The sequence below is a fragment of the Stenotrophomonas sp. G106K1 genome (assembly GCF_037969685.1).
GTDB classification, from domain to species: Bacteria; Pseudomonadota; Gammaproteobacteria; order Xanthomonadales; family Xanthomonadaceae; genus Stenotrophomonas; species Stenotrophomonas lactitubi.
Genome location: NZ_JBBPFR010000036.1, coordinates 1 through 15910, shown reverse-complemented (window position 1 = coordinate 15910; position 15910 = coordinate 1). Strand labels below are relative to the sequence as shown.

Annotated in this window: 18 protein-coding genes; 13 read left to right on the top strand and 5 right to left on the bottom strand. The window is 66.6% G+C overall.

All coding sequences use genetic code 11. From position 1 onward, the window contains the following. The first annotated feature begins 17 nt into the window (after positions 1–17). From WKB25_RS20390 to WKB25_RS20340, 11 genes are all read left to right on the top strand, one after another. Positions 18–1457, top strand: coding sequence for an RNA polymerase factor sigma-54 (locus WKB25_RS20390; RefSeq protein ID WP_340572660.1), 1440 nt, complete (start codon positions 18–20; stop codon positions 1455–1457). A 58-nt stretch (positions 1458–1515) separates the two neighbouring features. Continuing rightward, positions 1516–1833, top strand: a complete 318-nt coding sequence (gene raiA / locus WKB25_RS20385; protein WP_004147311.1) for a ribosome-associated translation inhibitor RaiA — start codon at positions 1516–1518, stop codon at positions 1831–1833. A 21-nt stretch (positions 1834–1854) separates the two neighbouring features. Next, the gene (locus WKB25_RS20380) at positions 1855–2307 is read left to right on the top strand and encodes a PTS sugar transporter subunit IIA (protein WP_032977285.1); all 453 of its coding nucleotides are present in this window, start codon (positions 1855–1857) and stop codon (positions 2305–2307) included. After that, positions 2304–3254 (top strand): HPr(Ser) kinase/phosphatase, encoded by a 951-nt coding sequence (hprK, locus tag WKB25_RS20375; RefSeq protein WP_004147299.1) that lies wholly within the window; start codon positions 2304–2306, stop codon positions 3252–3254. Before WKB25_RS20380 ends, hprK begins: the two co-directional genes overlap by 4 nt. A gap of 27 nt (positions 3255–3281) precedes the next feature. After that, a complete protein-coding gene (rapZ, locus tag WKB25_RS20370) occupies positions 3282–4166 on the top strand; it encodes an RNase adapter RapZ (protein ID WP_340572659.1) in 885 nt (294 codons plus the stop codon). 401 nt (positions 4167–4567) lie between these two features. Continuing rightward, positions 4568–4960 (top strand): PTS fructose IIA subunit family protein, encoded by a 393-nt coding sequence (locus WKB25_RS20365; protein WP_099819261.1) that lies wholly within the window; start codon positions 4568–4570, stop codon positions 4958–4960. Then, entirely contained in the window at positions 4953–5222 is a 270-nt protein-coding gene (locus tag WKB25_RS20360) for an HPr family phosphocarrier protein (RefSeq protein ID WP_025874024.1), read from the top strand. The genes WKB25_RS20365 and WKB25_RS20360 overlap by 8 nt, the downstream gene beginning before the upstream one ends. A gap of 2 nt (positions 5223–5224) precedes the next feature. After that, positions 5225–6994, top strand: coding sequence for a phosphoenolpyruvate--protein phosphotransferase (gene ptsP / locus WKB25_RS20355; RefSeq protein WP_340572658.1), 1770 nt, complete (start codon positions 5225–5227; stop codon positions 6992–6994). A 249-nt stretch (positions 6995–7243) separates the two neighbouring features. Beyond that, positions 7244–8605: a magnesium transporter gene (gene mgtE / locus WKB25_RS20350; RefSeq protein ID WP_025874026.1), complete on the top strand. Its 1362-nt coding sequence runs from the start codon at positions 7244–7246 to the stop codon at positions 8603–8605. Positions 8606–8616: 11 nt separating this feature from the next. After that, complete coding sequence (locus WKB25_RS20345; protein ID WP_340572657.1) at positions 8617–8883, top strand: hypothetical protein; 267 nt, start codon at positions 8617–8619, stop codon at positions 8881–8883. A gap of 70 nt (positions 8884–8953) precedes the next feature. After that, entirely contained in the window at positions 8954–9751 is a 798-nt protein-coding gene (locus tag WKB25_RS20340) for a prolyl oligopeptidase family serine peptidase (protein WP_340572656.1), read from the top strand. Between the two features lie 90 nt (positions 9752–9841). Here WKB25_RS20340 and WKB25_RS20335 read toward each other — a convergent pair whose 3' ends face one another. The 4 genes from WKB25_RS20335 to WKB25_RS20320 all read right to left on the bottom strand — a co-directional run bounded on the left by WKB25_RS20335 (position 9842) and on the right by WKB25_RS20320 (position 12529). Beyond that, positions 9842–10333, bottom strand: coding sequence for a transposase (locus WKB25_RS20335; protein WP_340572655.1), 492 nt, complete (start codon positions 10331–10333; stop codon positions 9842–9844). A 202-nt stretch (positions 10334–10535) separates the two neighbouring features. After that, positions 10536–11486, bottom strand: a complete 951-nt coding sequence (locus WKB25_RS20330) for an aspartate carbamoyltransferase catalytic subunit (RefSeq protein WP_100463517.1) — start codon at positions 11484–11486, stop codon at positions 10536–10538. Positions 11487–11502: 16 nt separating this feature from the next. Next, positions 11503–11970, bottom strand: coding sequence for a Holliday junction resolvase RuvX (ruvX, locus tag WKB25_RS20325; protein WP_025874031.1), 468 nt, complete (start codon positions 11968–11970; stop codon positions 11503–11505). Continuing rightward, complete coding sequence (locus WKB25_RS20320) at positions 11963–12529, bottom strand: YqgE/AlgH family protein (protein WP_025874032.1); 567 nt, start codon at positions 12527–12529, stop codon at positions 11963–11965. The genes ruvX and WKB25_RS20320 overlap by 8 nt, the downstream gene beginning before the upstream one ends. 81 nt (positions 12530–12610) lie before the next feature. Between WKB25_RS20320 and WKB25_RS20315 the strand changes: the two genes are divergently transcribed. Then, on the top strand, positions 12611–14398 hold the full coding sequence (locus WKB25_RS20315; protein ID WP_340572654.1) for a DUF4153 domain-containing protein: 1788 nt from the start codon (positions 12611–12613) through the stop codon (positions 14396–14398). After that, on the top strand, positions 14395–14940 hold the full coding sequence (locus tag WKB25_RS20310) for a DNA-3-methyladenine glycosylase I (protein ID WP_100463504.1): 546 nt from the start codon (positions 14395–14397) through the stop codon (positions 14938–14940). The genes WKB25_RS20315 and WKB25_RS20310 overlap by 4 nt, the downstream gene beginning before the upstream one ends. Before the next feature lie 33 nt (positions 14941–14973). Here the strand turns inward: WKB25_RS20310 and WKB25_RS20305 are convergent, their stop codons facing one another. Further along, positions 14974–15681: a YitT family protein gene (locus WKB25_RS20305; RefSeq protein ID WP_099819252.1), complete on the bottom strand. Its 708-nt coding sequence runs from the start codon at positions 15679–15681 to the stop codon at positions 14974–14976. Positions 15682–15910 lie beyond the last annotated feature (229 nt).

Below are 15910 nucleotides of genomic sequence, written 5' to 3'. Positions count from 1 at the left end.
TTCCGTTCGGCACAGGCATGAAGACTCGGCTGCAGACATCGTTGGGACAGCAGCTGGTGCTTACGCCCCAGCTGCAGCAGGCGATCAAGCTGCTGCAGATGTCCACGACCGAGCTGGAGCTGGAAATCGCCCAAGCGGTGGAGAGCAATCCACTGCTGGACTGGTCAGACAGCAGCGACGAAGGCGCCGGTGTCGACAAGGACGCCAGCGGCGGCGACGCGGGCGGCGACAATGACGCCCCGCCCGACAATGCTCAAAGCAGTGGCGACGACTGGGCACCCGCCGAGCTGGACTGGAGCAGTGGCGGCAGCGGCGGGAGTTTCGATGATGACGACGACAACGGCAGTGCCGCCGAACGCGTCGCCGAAACCGAAACCCTGACCGATCACCTGCTATGGCAGCTGCACCTGACCCATCTGTCCAAGCGCGACCGCAGCATCGGCGCCGCGCTGATCGATTCGCTGGAAGACGACGGCTATCTGCGCGAGCCGCTCTCGGCCATCGCCGAAGCGCTGTTGCCGGCGATCCATGCCGGTGAAGACGAAATCCTGACCGTGCTGCACCAGATCCAGCGCTTCGACCCCGTTGGCGTGGCCGCACGCAGCCTCGGCGAATGCCTGCAACTGCAGCTGGACGTGCTGCCTGCCGACACCCCGTGCCTGGCCCTGGCCCGGCAGGTCGCCGCAGGCCCACTGGAACAGCTGCCGCGCAGCGGCGTGACGGGCCTGGCCCAGCAGCTGAAGCAGCCGCTGGCCGAGGTCGAGACCGCCGTGGCCCTGCTGCGCTCGCTGGACCCGCGCCCCGGCGCCCAGATCGCTCCGCTCGCCCAGGACACCTACGTGGTGCCCGATGTGGTCGTGTGGCGGCAGAACGGCATCTGGCGCGCCGCGCTGGCCGCCCATGCCGGCCCCAAGCTGGTGATCCACCGCGGGTACGAGCAGATGATCCGCCGCTGTAGTGACGCCGATGCCGGTTATCTGCGCGGCCAGCTGCAGGAAGCGCGCTGGCTGCTGAAGGGCCTGCAGGCGCGTGGCGAGACGCTGCTGCGGGTGGTGCGCAGCCTGATCCAGCAACAGGCCGGCTTCCTTGAATTCGGCGAACAGGCATTGCGCCCGCTGACCCTGCGCGAGATCGCCGGCGAACTGGGCCTGCACGAATCCACCGTGTCGCGCGCGATCGCCCGCAAGCATGTGCGTACGCCACGCGGCACCCTGCCGCTGCGTGCCTTCTTCGCCTCGGGCATCGACACCGACGGCGGTGGCGAAGCGTCCAGCACCGCCATCCAGGCCATGATCCGGCGCCTGATCGATGACGAGAACCCACGCAAGCCGCTTTCTGACGCCAAGCTGGCTGACCTGCTCAAGACATCGGGAATCCCAGTAGCGCGGCGCACCGTGGCGAAGTATCGTGAGGCCATGAACATCTCCGCCTCGCACGAAAGAGTCAGAATCGTTTGACGCGCCGCCGCGCCCGGCGGAGAGGTTCATTGGCACATCCGATCAAAGGAGAAACCCGATGCGCATCGAAACGTTTGGCAAAGATGTCGAAGTCACCCCGGCCCTGCAGTCCTATGTAGAGGAGAAGCTGGCCCGGATCGGCAAACACTTCGACCAGCACTGCGAAGCGCGGGTGACCCTCAAGCTGCAGAAGACCGAGCACCATGTCGATGCCAGCCTCAATATTCCGGGTCAGACCCTGCACGCTGAAGCCAATGCGCAGACCATGTATGCCGCGATCGACCTGCTGGCGGACAAGCTTGACCGCCTGGTGATCAAGCACAAGGAGAAAAAACAGCAGCACGCACCGCTGCCGGTGGGCGACAATGGTGGCTGATCGCCACCGCTCCCCGCAGACATGCCCCTGACTGACCTCCTGGCGGCCGTGCAGACCCAGCTCTGCACGGCCACCGACCGCGACAGCGTCCTGCAGGCCGCGGCCGGATTACTGGCCTGCCGCCAGGCCAATGCCGAACAGATCTATCTCAACCTGTGCCAGCGCGAAGCGTTGGGCAGCACCGCAATCGGCTACGGCATCGCCATCCCGCATGGTCGCGCGCCGACCCTGGATCGACCCCGTGGCGCGCTGCTGCGCCTGCAGACCCCGGTCGATTTCGGTGGCGACGAGCCGGTCGACCTGGTGTTCGCCATGGCCGTTCCGGCCCACTACACCCATCAACACCTGATGCTGCTGTCCGAGCTGGCCGAGCTGTTTTCCGCACCCTGCATCCGCCAGGCACTGCGCGAGGCCGGTGATGCACGGGAGCTGCGCCAGGCCCTGGACCTGACCCCACCGGCGAGCGCCGCATGAATACCAGCATCACTGCCCGCGAACTGTTCGAACAGCAGCGTGAGCGGCTTGGCCTGCGTTGGGCAGCGGGCAAATCCGGCGAGAAGCGCGAGCTGGAGGCCGGCAACACGGTCTCGCGCCGCCCTTCGCTGGCCGGCTATCTCAATGCGATCTATCCCAACAAGGTGCAGATCCTCGGTACCGAGGAACTGTCCTGGCTGGACGCGCTGGAACCCCGCCAGCGCTGGGAGACCATCGAAAAGATCATGCAGTCGCATCCGCTGGCGCTGGTGCTGACCCGCAACCAGCCCTGCCCGGAAGACCTGCGCGCCGCTGCCGATGAATCCGGCACGCCGCTGTGGCTGTCGCCCAAACGCGGCCACGAACTGCTCAACCACCTGTCCTACCACCTGGCGCGTACGCTGGCGCCGCGGGTGATCCTGCACGGCGTGTTCATGGAGATCTATTCCATCGGCGTGCTGATCACCGGTGAAGCTGGATCGGGCAAGAGCGAGCTGGCCCTGGAACTGCTCAGCCGCGGCCACCGCCTGGTGGCCGACGACGCCCCCGAGTTCACCCAGATCGCCCCCGACGTGCTCGATGGCACCTGCCCGGAGCTGCTGCAGGACCTGCTGGAAGTACGCGGCCTGGGCGTGCTGAACGTGCGCGAGATGTTTGGCGACACCGCTGTAAAGAAGAACAAGTACCTTCGGCTGATCGTCCACCTGACCAAGCCGATGACCGAGCCCACCCCCCATGGTTACGAGCGCCTGACCGGCGACTCGGGCACGCGCCACGTGCTGGACCTGGACGTGCCGCTGATCACCCTGCCGGTGATGCCCGGCCGCAACCTGGCCGTTCTGACCGAGGCGGCCACCCGGCTGCACATTCTGCGTACCAAGGGTATCGACCCGGCGGCGATGTTCATCGCCCGCCACAGCAACCTGCTGGAACGGCGAACGCCCTGATCCCCCTGTCCTTCGAAGAGCCCGTCCATGAGCACCGTCATTCCCACCGCCCCGACCCTGATCATCGTCAGTGGCCTGTCCGGCTCGGGTAAATCCGTCGCCCTGAAGACCTTCGAGGACCAGGACTACTACTGCTCGGACAACCTGCCGATCCAGCTGCTGCCGGACTTCGTGCGCAATGTCCTGAGCCACCACGACGGTGCGGCAGTACGCCGGCTGGCGGTGGGCATCGATGTGCGCGGGCAGAGCGACCTGACCCAGCTGTCCAACTGGCGGCAGCTGGCCACCGATGCCGGGGTGGACGCCAAAGTGCTGTTTTTCGAGGCCAGCGATGAAACGGTGCTCAAGCGCTATGCCGATACCCGTCGCCGGCACCCGCTGAGCCAGCTCGGGCTGTCGTTGCCGGAAGCGATCTCCCGCGAGCGCGAGCTGATCGCGCCGCTGCGCCGCGAAGCCGATGCGGTGATCGATACCAGTGCGTTGAACGTCCACCAGCTGCGGCGCCGGATCATCACCGAATTCGCGATGGGCCATGCCACCCGCCTGTCGCTGCTGTTCGAATCGTTTGCCTACAAGCGTGGCGTGCCGGCCGAGGCCGATTTCGTGTTCGACGCGCGCGTGCTGCCGAACCCGCACTGGGATCCGGAACTGCGGGCGCTGAGCGGTCGCGAACCCGGCGTGCGCGATTACCTGGAAGCGCAGCCGGATGTGCAGCGCTACCTGGCGCAGCTGATGGATTTCCTGGATACGTGGCTGCCCAAGCTGGGCGATGGCACCCGCAGCTATGTGACGGTGGCCTTCGGCTGTACCGGTGGCAAGCACCGCTCGGTGTTCCTGGCCGAACGACTGGCCCGCCATGCGCGTGAGATGGGCTGGGAAGACGTGGCGACGTACCACCGCGAGCAGGATTGAGGGGTGGTCGGCCGGGCTGCGCCCGGCACCCGCAGAAACCACGGCAACGTCAACGGCAAGCGGCTGCATTTCGTGGGATGCGGGGCGGTGTGGGGCTGCAGGGCACGCCGTAAACCCTTCCTTGGGGGCTCGATGGCGCCATCCATGGCGCCAACGGTCCTGCAGCCCCACACCGCCCCACCTCCGACGGATTTCTGCTGCTGTTGGTAGGTGTCGACCTTGGTCGACACGGTAGATCCACGCCATGCGTGGATGAATCTCTGTCACGCACCGAAAAACGGATGCGGTCGGATCCCTTTTTCAACGGAAAAGGGCTCCGACCCGAGCAACACTGAATACGGGACACAGTGCCCCTCTCCTGCTGCTATCGCCAATTCACCTTGACCTGTTAACGTGCAGTAATGACCTGTGGCATTCTCCTCGTAACACATCCTGGGGTCGGGATCGCCCTGCTTGAGGTGGCGACCCGGCTTCTGCGGCAGTTGCCGCTGAAAACCGAAGCTTTCGAAGTACCGTTCGACGCAGACCTGGATGCTCTGCTCCCGCTCGCCTCGGCCGCTCTGCGGCGGGTCGATGGGGGTGAGGGCGTGCTGATCCTGACCGACCTGTACGGCGCCAGCCCCGCCAACCTTGCCGGGCAGCTGGCCCGGTTGGGGACCCCGGTTCGCCGGGTGTCGGCGCTGAGCCTGCCGATGTTGCTGCGGGTGATGAATTATCCGGAACAGGGACTGGATCAACTGCCCGCCACTGCGGCGGCGGGCACCCGTAATGGAGCGATAGTCGACGATGCTTGAACGAGAACTCACTGTGAGCAACCGCCTGGGCCTGCATGCCCGGGCCACCGCCAAGCTGGTGCAGACCTTGGCGCCGTTCCGCTGCAACGTGACCATGGCCGCCAAGGGCCGTGAGATCAACGCCAAGAGCATCATGGGCGTAATGCTGCTGGCGGCAGGGCAAGGCACGCCGGTCACCATCCGCATCAACGGCGAAGACGAAGTCGCGGCGATGGACGCGGTGGTCGACCTGTTCGAGCGTCGCTTCGACGAGGACAACTGACCGTGCCACGCGCGCGCGTCGGCCAAGCCCCCACCGGCCAACGGCCGGTACAGCTGCTGGCCGGGCACGGCGCCGCCCGCGGTACGGCGATGGGCCGCGCCCGCGTGCGCCTGCCGCATGCACTGGAAGTAGCCGAACAGCGCGTCACCCCTTCTCAGGTTGAATCCGAGCTGGCACGCCTGCACCGCGCCGTGGACGCGGCGCGCACGGAAATGCACGAGCTGCGCCAGCGCCTGCATGGCGCGCTGAACCAGGAAGTGGGCGAGTTCCTCGACCTGCATGCACTGCTGCTGGACGATCCCGAACTGCTGTTCGGGCTGGACGAACTGATCCGCAGTGGTCCCTACAGCGCCGGCTACGCATTGCGCCTGCAGCGCGACCGCTTGGCCAAAGTCTTCGATGGCATGGACGATGCCTACCTGAAGAGCCGCATGGACGACCTCGACCATGTGATCGGGCGTATTCATGCCTTCCTGCAGCCCGAACGCCCGGCAGCGGTGAAGGGCCTGGCCGGTGAAATCCTGGTCTGCGACAACATCGCCCCTTCCGAGCTGGCCCAGCTGCAGTCACACGGTGTGGTCGGCATCGTCACCAGCGCGGGCAGCGCGCTGTCGCACAGTGCGATCCTCGCCCGCAGCCTGCACCTGCCATTGATCGTCAGCGTGCCGCAGCTGCTGAGCAAGGTGATCGACGGCGACGTGCTGATCATCGATGGCGCCGACGGCAGCATCACCGTCAACCCGCAGGCCGACAACCTGCGTGACTACCGCGCACGCCTGAAGGAGCATGCGCGCGAGCAGCGCGAGCTCGGCCGCCTGCGCAGCAAGCCCAGCCGTACCCGCGACCAGGTCGACATCGCCCTGCTGGCCAATGCCGAATCGCTGGAAGATGTAACCCAGGCGCATGCGCTGGGTGCCCACGGCCTGGGCCTGTACCGCACCGAATTCCTGTTCCTGCAGCGCAACGAACTGCCAGACGAAGAAGAACAGTTCCAGACCTACCGCGATGCGGCACTGGGCATGAGTGGCCGCCCGGTGACCATCCGCACCCTCGACCTGGGCGCAGACAAGGCCGACCGCACCGGCCTGACCCTGAGCAACGAGGAAAACCCGGCGTTGGGCCTGCGCGGCGTGCGCCTGTCGCTGGCCCGGCCCAAGGTGGCTGACACCCAGATGCGCGCGATCCTGCGCGCCTCGGCCTACGGCAAGCTGCGCGTGCTGGTGCCCATGGTCAGCACCCGCGATGAACTGCTGGCGGTACGCCGGCGCATGCTGAAACTGGGCGAGCAGCTGCGCGCCGAGGGCCACATGGTGGCCGAGCATGTGCCACTGGGCGCGATGATCGAAGTGCCCGCCGCCGCGCTGGCGCTGGAGAGTTTCATCGACCTGGTCGACTTCCTGTCGATCGGCACCAACGATCTGGTGCAGTACCTGCTGGCCGCCGACCGTAACAACGAAGCACTGGGCGAACTGTATTCGCCGCTGCACCCGGCCGTGCTGCGCCTGCTGCAGATGGTGATCGAGACCGGCGCACGCCATCGCATTCCAGTGGCGGTCTGTGGCGAGATCGCCGGCGACGCACGGATGACGCCGCTGCTGTTGGCGCTCGGCCTGACCGAGTTCAGCCTGCACCCGGGCACCTTGCTGGAAGTACGCCGGGCTGTCCGTGATGCCGACCTGGGCGCCCTGCGTGCCCGCGCACCGAAGCTGCTGGGCATGCGCGACCGCCGCGGCATCGAGCGCTGGCTGGCGTTGGTGGCGGACGCGTCCTGACGCGTCGCGCACGTGGGGGTCAACCCCGGCTTCCTCGGCGACGCACGCAGATTCGATCCGCAGCAACAGCCCCTTGTTGTTCAAGGGGCGCGCCGACAGGCGGGGGATAAGGTTGAATGCGTGGACCCCGGTGGCCGCAGGCCAGCGGGGTATGCGCTGAAACATCCCCTTGCGATAATGACGCGCTGAACACCCCTGTTGCCGCATCCTTGCCAGGATCGCGGCTTTTCTTATCCCGCGGGAGCTGCGATGGCTGAGGCTGTACGCCACGACAAGACTGCGCGCCAGTTGCGGATGCTGTCCGATGCACTGGACAGCGGTCGGCTGGGCCCGGTACGCCGTCTGGTCAATACCCTGGCGCCGGCCGAGATCGGCAACCTGCTCGAATCGCTGCCGCCGGGCAAGCGCGAGATCGTCTGGGGCTTGGTCGATCCGGAAGACGACGGCGAGGTACTGGTCCACGTCGGCGATGACGTGCGCGAGAGCCTTCTCGCAGACATGGACCCGGACGAAATCATCGCCGCGGTCGAAGACCTGGACATCGACGATCTGGCCGACCTGGTCGAAGACCTGCCGGACACGGTCATCGACGAAGTCCTCAAGTCGATGGACCGCGAGAACCGCGAGCGCCTGGAGCAGGTGCTGTCCTACCCCGAGGACAGCGCCGGCCGCCTGATGAACCCGGACGTGGTGACGGTGCGCGCCGACGTCAACGTCGATGTGGTGCTGCGCTACCTGCGCCTGCGCGGCGAACTGCCCGACCACACCGATCACCTGTTCGTGGTCAGCCGCCGCCATCAGTACCTGGGCCGCGTGTCGCTGGCCTCGCTGGTGACCCACGAAGACACCACACCGATCAACCGCCTGATCGACGATGAGCAGCCTGCCATCGATGTCGGCGAAAGCGACCAGGAAGTGGCGCGGCAATTCTCCGACCATGACTGGATCTCCGCGCCGGTGGTGGATGACAACAACATCCTGATCGGCCGCATCACCATCGATGACGTGGTCGACATCATCCGTGGCCAGGCCGAGCACCAGGCGCTGGGCGCGGCCGGCCTGGACGAGGACGAGGACCTGTTCAGCCCGGTCTGGCGCGCGATGCGGCGCCGCCTGATGTGGCTGTCGGTGAACCTGTGCACCGCGTTCCTGGCCTCCAGCGTGGTCGGCCACTTCGAAGGCACCATCGACAAGCTGGTCGCACTGGCCGTGCTGATGCCGATCGTCGCCGGGCTCGGCGGCAATGCCGGCACCCAGGTGCTGGCGCTGATGGTGCGTGGCTTGGCGCTGGGCCAGGTCGGCAGTTCCAACGCACGCACGCTGCTGTGGAAGGAAGTGCGGGTCGCCCTGCTCAATGGCGTGGTGCTCGGCTCGGTACTGGGCCTGATCGTACTCGCCTGGTTCCACTCGCCCGGACTCTCGGCCGTGATCGCCATCGCGCTGACCTGCAACCTGTTGTTCGCGGCGCTTGCCGGCGTGCTGGTGCCCCTGGGCCTGAAGCGCTTCGGCTTCGATCCGGCGCTGGCCAGCGGCATCTTCCTGACCGCGGTGACCGACTCAATGGGCTTCTTCACCTTCCTCGGCCTGGCCACCATGGTCCTGCTGCACTGACTGGAATTGCCATGGCAACGACGATCGAAAACTACTTCGCGCCGGGTTGGCGCGACCAGCCTCACACCTGCGCGGCCTGCGAGTGGAAAGGCAGTTCACGGGCAATGGTGATGGAGCTGGACGAGGACGCCACCGAGTACGTGTGCCCGGTCTGCGAGAACCCGCTGCTGGTGGTGCTGCACCCGGACATGGCGCAGGTACAGGCCGCAGCCGCAGGCGGCAATGCCGAGGCACAGGAGCAGCTGGAGATCATCGCCAGCTTCCCGCGCCCGCAGTGATGCGGCGCACGATGCCGGGCCGGCCGCAGCGCACTACCATCGAAGTGACCTCGCCCTCATGGGAATCGCCATGCTTCGATCGCTTTCGCGCTGGCTGCCACTGCTGGCCCTGCTGATGATGACCGGGTGCGCCAGTACGCCGCCCGGTACGCGCGGTCACTTCGAGGCACGTGCAGTGAAGGTGGACGGCGAGACTGCCTACTATCAGGTGTTCATTCCAGCCGCTGCCGCGCGCACGTCGGGGACGCTGCCGGTGGTGCTGTTCCTGCATGGCTCCGGTGAGCGCGGCGGCGATGGCGTGAAGCAGACCCACGCAGGCCTGGGCCCGTACCTGCGTCGGCACGCCGCCGACTTCCCGGCACTGGCGGTGTTTCCGCAGGTACCCGGCCGTGAAGAATGGAGCGGCCGCAACAACCGTGTGGCGATCGCCGCACTGGACGCCACGATTGCCGAATTCGGCGCCGACCCGGCAAGGCAGTACCTGACCGGGATGTCGATGGGCGGCTACGGCAGCTGGAACATCGCCTTGGACGACCCGCAGCGCTTCGCCGCGATCGTGCCTGTCTGTGGTGCGGTACTGGCGCCGCGTGCGGTCCGCCCCACCCTGTTCGTCGAACAGGTGGCGCGTGAGTCCGATCCCTACACGGTGATCGCCCAGCGCCTGCAACGCACCCCGATCTGGATCTTTCACGGCGCGCTGGATGATGTGGTGCCGCCCGATGATGATCGGCGGCTGCATGCCGCCTTCCAGACCGCAGGCGCGCGTGATGTGCGCTATACCGAGTACCCGGACGGCAACCACAACGCCTGGGATGCCACCTACGCCGACGCGGCGATGTGGGCGTGGTTGTTCAAGCAGAAGCGCTGAGCGCCTGCTCTGTTGCACCCCGACTTCACGCCCGCCGTCGGTGGCCATCCACCTGCGCGCAGCTTCGGTGGGTGCCAACCTTGGTTGGCACTACCTGTCAGCGCCGATGAGTTCCCTCTCAGCGCAAGAATCTTCAAACCCCCAAGCGCACCAGGCGTGTTGATACTGCCCAAGCTGTGTGGTCAGGCCAGCCCTGATGGGATTGCCCATCAGGTACATCGCATGCCGGTACAGCGATTCGTCAGACCGAATCGCGTGGTCGTGATAGCACGGCTGCCAGAAGCGACCCACCCGTCCCAGCACCCGATTGGCATTCAGGGCAGTGCGTGACTTGAAGCGTTTCATGACTACATCGAGCGATCCGGCACGCAGTTCCATCAGCCAATGGATATGGTCGGGCATGACCACATAGGCGACCGAATGGGTGAGACCTTCGTGGTCGAGCCGCTGGAATTCTCGGACTGCAAGCGCCGCAGCATCGTCATTGGAGAACAGCGGGGCTCGCCCATCAACGTTGGTCGTGAGGATGTAGATCTGGCCGATGCTGGAACGACGGCCGAGCCGGAGGCGAGCACTGTTCATGGGAGAAAGCGTGGACTGCGCCGTCTCAACTGACCATCGGATAATGCCTGCACCCTGGGTCGGGGCAGTACCAACCTAGATTGGCGCCACCAAAGCAGCGCATCGGCAACGGAAGGCCAATGCCAACCAAGGTTGGCACCCACCAAAGCAGCGCATCGGCAACGGATGGTCAGTGCCAACCGAGGTTGGCACCCACCGGCAATCAACCCAACAGGGTTTCCAGCACGGCCATGCGTACGGCGACGCCGTTGGCGACCTGGCGCAGCACCCACGACTGCGGGCCGTCGGCCACGTCGTCGGTCACTTCCACGCCGCGGTTGATCGGGCCCGGGTGCAGCACGGCTGCATCCTTGCCGGCGCGGGCCAGGCGTGCGGTGTTCAACCCGTACTGCGCGTGGTACTGCTCCAGCGACGGCACCAGACCTTCTTCCATGCGCTCGCGCTGCAGACGCAGCATCATCAGCGCGTCGACGCCTTCCAGCATCGCGTCGAAATCATCACCGACCACGCAGCCCTTCAGGGTGTCGTCGTCCGGCAACAGCGACTGCGGGCCGCACACGCGGATCTCGCCGACGCCCAGCGTACGCAGCGCATGCAGGTCGGTGCGGGCCACGCGCGAGTGCTTGACGTCGCCGACGATCACCACTTTCATCTTCGAGAAGTCCGGGCCCTTGGCCTGGCGCAGGGTCAGCATGTCCAGCAGGCCTTGGGTCGGGTGCGAGCTGCGGCCGTCGCCGGCATTGATCAGCGCGGTGCCCTCGCCCGCCACGGCGGCCAGCGCGGCCACGGCGCCGTCATCCGGGTGACGCACGACGAAGCCACGCACGCCCATCGCTTCCAGGTTCTTCAGCGTGTCGCAGGCGGTTTCGCCCTTGCGCGTGGACGAGGTGGAGGCGTCGAAGTTCAGCACGTCCGCACCCAACCGCTGCGCCGCCAGATGGAACGAACTGCGGGTACGGGTGGAGGGTTCGAAGAACAAGGTGCACACCGCCGATCCGCCCAGCACGTGGCGCTTGTTGCCGACACGGCCGACCGCGGCATCGCGGATCTGGCCGGCACGGTCGAGCAGCTGCACCAGGGTGTCGCGGGGAAGACCTTCAAGCGTCAACAGGTGGCGCAGGCGGCCGGAGTCATCGAGTTGCTGGGCGGTCATGGCGGGGTTCGTATCGTCAGGGAATGGGAATGGCGTCGTCCGGCGACGACAACCAGCGGTCGATGATCACCGCCGCGGCCACGGCATCGAGGGCGGCCGCATCGCGGCGGCGCTTGCGCCCTTCAGCGCGCTCGACGGCGAAGCGGCGGGCGGCCTCGACCGAGCTGGAACGCTCGTCGATCATCACCACCGGCAGCTTGAAACGTTCCCGCAGCTGGCGGGCAAAGCCCTGCGCGCGCTTGCGGTTGGGCTGGTCCTGGCCGTCCAGGGTCAGCGGATCGCCAACCACCAGGCCATCGGGCTTCCATTCCTTGAGCAGGCGTTCGATCGCCGCCCAGTCGGGACCATTGCCGTGCACATCGACCACCGCCACCGCGCGTGCATGCGCGGCGAACGCACTGCCGATCGCCACACCGATCCGGCGCGAGCCGACATCGAAGCCGAGCACGGTGCCATCGCGGCGGATGAGGGCCGGCTCAGACATGGCCGCTGTAATCGGTCAGCCGGAACAGATCGACGCCGATGCGCGAGGCAGCGCCCTGCCAGCGCTGTTCCAGCGGCAGCTGGAACACCAGTTCGGCGTCGGCCGGCACGGTCAGCCAGCTGTTTTCGGACAGTTCGCTTTCCAGCTGGCCGGCACTCCAGCCCGCGCAGCCCAGGGTGACCACGGCGTTGGCCGGGCCTTCGCCGCGCGCCATCGCCTCGAGGATGTCACGCGAGGTGGTCAGGTACAGGCCGTCACCGACGACGAGGCTGGAATCCCACGCGCGCGCGTCGTCATGGATGACGAAGCCACGCTCGGGATGCACCGGTCCGCCATTGAGCACCGGACGCGCCTGCAGGACGCCATCACCGGTAGCGATATCCATCTGCGCCAGCACTTCGCCCAGGGTGTACTCGGACGGCTGGTTGACCAGCACCCCCATCGCCCCGTTCTCGTCGTGCTGGCAGATCAGCGCAACGGTGCGGGCGAAGGTGGCGTCGATCAGCGACGGCAGCGCCACGAGCAGGTGATTGGCGAGGGAAGTCGGCGTTACTGGCATGGGCGTCATTCTAACCGCTGCGGCCGGATGCGGGCGCGAAGGGATGGGCTAGGATGGTGCGATTCCATGGAGGATTGAGCGATGCAACAGGATGCTCCGCTGCCCTGGTCGACCCGCAGCATGATCGTGCTGATCGCGCTGCTGCAGGGTCTGGCCTTGTACGCCGCACAGGAACTGGCGCCGCACTGGCCCTTCCACGATCTGGCCTGCCGTTACAGCTGGAATGCCTGGGTACTGACGGTGCCGTCGGCCATCGCCCTGACCCTGGGCCACCTGGGTGACCGGCGCCTGTGGCTGCACGCCCTGCTGGCCTCGCTGCTGGTGATCGCGCTGGCCGCATGGGTTGGCTGGAATCTTGCCGGCGTCGAGAACATCTGGGTTGCGTCCCTGCGCGATCCGCTGTCGATCAGCCTGGCCGTCGCCACCTTCGTGCTGTTGCCATGGTGGCAGTTCCGTCTGCAGCACGGACATTGGCGCGCGGACTACCCCGCGCTGTTCGAGCGGGCGTGGCAGAACGGTCTGATCCTGCTGGTCGCGGCGGTGTTCACCGGCCTGGCCTGGATGCTGTTGTGGCTGTGGGCGGCGCTGTTCTCGGTCGTGAAAGTGGACTTCTTCCATCATCTGTTCAGGGAGCGCGCATTCGTCGCCCTGGCGACCGGTACCCTGGCCGGGTTCGGCGTGCTGATCGGCCGTACCCAGCATCGCGCCATCCAGATCATCCGCCAGGTGTTGTTCGCACTTTGCCGCGGGCTGCTGCCGCTGCTTTCGTTCATTGCGGTGCTGTTCGTGATTTCACTGCCGCTGACAGGCCTTGCCTCGCCAGGTGGCTATCGCTCGCAGGCGCAGGAGCTGCTGACTCTGGCAGTGCTGCTGGTATGCATGGTCAACGCGGTCTATCAGCGCAGCGGCATCGACCGCCCCTACCCGACGATGCTGCGCCGCGTGGTCGAGGCCAGTCTGCTGGTGCTGCCGGTGTACACAGGCGTGGCGCTGTACTCGCTGGCGCTGCGCATCGGCCAGTATGGCTGGACCATCGAGCGCTTCTGGGGCGTGGGTGTTGGCGTGCTCACCGCCGGTTACGCCGCAGGCTATGCGCTGGCGGTGGTGCGCCGGAGCGAGCGCTGGCTGCAGGCCATCGAACCGGTGAACCGGGTGATGTGCTGGGCCGTGCTGGCCTTGGCCGTGCTGGGTAATACGCCGCTGCTGGATCCAGCCCGCATCGCCGCCCGCAGCCTGGCCGAGCGTGTGCGTGCCGATCCCTCCGCACTGACGGTCAATGACAGCCGCCAGCTGCGGCACTACAACGGGCGCCCCGGCGTGGATGCGCTGCGCGCGCTGCAGCAGGACCCGGTCATCCAGGCCGACCGGCGCGCAACGGCGATCATCGACCAGCAGATGAAGGGTGAACGCGGTGCCAGCTATACGCTGGAGGACTACGTGGAGGCGGGTGTCTACGACCTCCCGACGCTGAAGCAGCGCATCACCCTGGCCAAGGGCAGCGCATCGCCACCGGACACCTGGTGGACGAGCGTGCTGGAGCATATGGACGCAAGCGACTGCGTGAAGGAAGACAACGGCTGCATCGCCCTGCAGCGCGATCTGGATGGCGATGGCCAGCAGGAGGTGCTGCTGTGCAAGGAGGGCCGCCGTCGGGGGCCGGAATGCGCGCTGCATGTCTGGCAGGACGCACAGTGGCGGGAGGCGGCCGAGGTAAACTTCCGCGAAGACGAGGGCAAGGCGGCGAACCAGGCGCTTCGCGAGGGCCAGCTACGCATCGCGCCCAGCCGTTGGCCCGATCTTTCGCTGGGCGACCAACCGGCTGACATCCACCACTCCCATGACTACGGCAGGATGAAGGAAAAGCAATGAGCGGATACTGCCGCATCGCCCCGGGCCATCCGGTGCACGAGTACTACCACGCCAATGAATATGGTTTCCCGCAGCGCGATGAGCGTGAACTGTTCGAGCGCCTGCTGCTGGAGATCAACCAGGCCGGCCTGAGCTGGGAAACCATCCTGAAGAAGCGCGAGGGATTCCGCGCGGCCTATGACGCTTTCGACGTTGATCGCGTCGCCGCCTACGCCGAGCAGGACATCGAGCGCCTGCTGTCGGACCCGGGCATCATCCGCAACCGCTTGAAGGTGCTGGCGGCGATCCACAACGCACAGGTGATCCAGCAGCTGCGCCAGAGCCACGGCAGCTTCGCCGCGTGGCTGGACGCTCACCACCCGCGCAGCAAGGCCGACTGGGTGAAGCTGTTCAAGAAGACGTTCCGCTTCACCGGCGGCGAGATCACCGGCGAGTTCCTGATGAGCCTGGGCTACCTGCCGGGCGCGCATGCCGAGGACTGCCCGGTGCACGCCAAGCTGCTGAAGCTGGCGCCACCGTGGGTGCAGGCATCCACCCCGTAGTGCCGGCCTCTGGCCGGCATTGCCCGTGAGCCGTCAGACGCCCATGTAGCGGCCTGGGCGGTGGTTGAACATCAGCACCAGACTGAGCACCACCGCACCGATGGCCGAGTACATCACCTTCGACGGCGACAGCACGAAGAACGCAGCCACCATCAGGCATGCATCGAAGGACATCTGCACCTTGCCTGCGCTCCAGCCACGGGTGCGCTGCAGGTACACCGCCAGGATGCCGATGCCGCCGAGGCTGGCGCGGTGGCGGATGAAGAACAGGATGCCCAGGCCGGACAGCGCGCCACCGACCAGCGCCGAGTACAACGGCGCGATATGCGAGAAGTCGGCCCAGCGCGGCAGGATGTCGGTCAGCAGGCCGCAGGCGGTGACCGCCGCGAACGTCTTCAGGGTGAATTCCCAGCCCATGCGGCGCACGGCCACCCAGTAGAACGGCAGATTGACCAGTACGAACACCAGGCCGAAGTTCCAGCCCATGGCGTAGTGCAGCAGGAACGCCATGCCGGCCATGCCGCCGATCATCAGCCCGCCCTTGGCGAAGATCGCCAGGCCCAGCGAGGCCACCAGCATCGCCAGCACCATGCCCTGCACGTCCTCGGCGACCGAGTGGCGCAGTGCCTTCTCGTCGGCGGGGGTGCCGGCAACATCGGGCGGCGGGGTCAGCGGACCAGCGGTGACCAGGTGGCCGTCAGCGTCGTCGCACGGCGCCGGGCCATGGGATTGGAGGGACATACAGGTGGGGGCACTACGGGTGGGGAGCGGTATTAGACACGATCTGCATGACAGTTGCAGATGAAATCGTTCAGTTGGGAGTTCCAGCGAACGGCGCAGCCCCTCGTGGCTGGGCGGCATACTGCCTCCAAATCTGGCAGTGGGCCGGGCGGGTGGGCTGTGCAGGGGGCGCTGCAAGTACGTCCATGTAAGCTCGGTCGCCGCATCCATGCGGCTCACGCCCCTGCAC